The following is a 271-nucleotide window of genomic DNA, read 5'->3' on the forward strand; positions in this document are numbered from 1 at the left end:
CTTCTACGATAGGCAGCAGGGAATAGGTGGCGAGGGCCGGGGCTTCGTCGGTGAAGGTGTAGATGATCTTCGAGCGGGTGGGCATATTCGGATTAACTCTCTTCTTTGCTAAAGCGTGCGCAGAAACTCGAGGTGCGCCGGGTAAGCGCTTTCGTTCAAAGGTCATCCATGAGCCGAATGTCGAGGTTTCTTCGCGGTGATGTTGGGTGCATCAGTCGAGCGTCAAGCGGGTGGGCTGCGGTAACAACCCGGCTTTGGGCGGCCATTCTCG

The 271-nt window shown here is 57.2% G+C and carries 1 protein-coding gene; it reads right to left on the reverse strand.

Translation table 11 applies throughout. The annotated features are described in order from the left end of the window. A partial coding sequence (locus SB756_RS30325) for an NADP-dependent isocitrate dehydrogenase (protein ID WP_410913269.1) occupies positions 1-166 on the reverse strand: 166 nt, incomplete at its 3' end. Between the last annotated feature and the right edge of the window lie 105 nt (positions 167-271).

The sequence above is a fragment of the Pseudomonas sp. SIMBA_068 genome (assembly GCF_046534705.1).
In the GTDB taxonomy this organism is placed as follows: Bacteria; Pseudomonadota; Gammaproteobacteria; order Pseudomonadales; family Pseudomonadaceae; genus Aquipseudomonas; species Aquipseudomonas putida.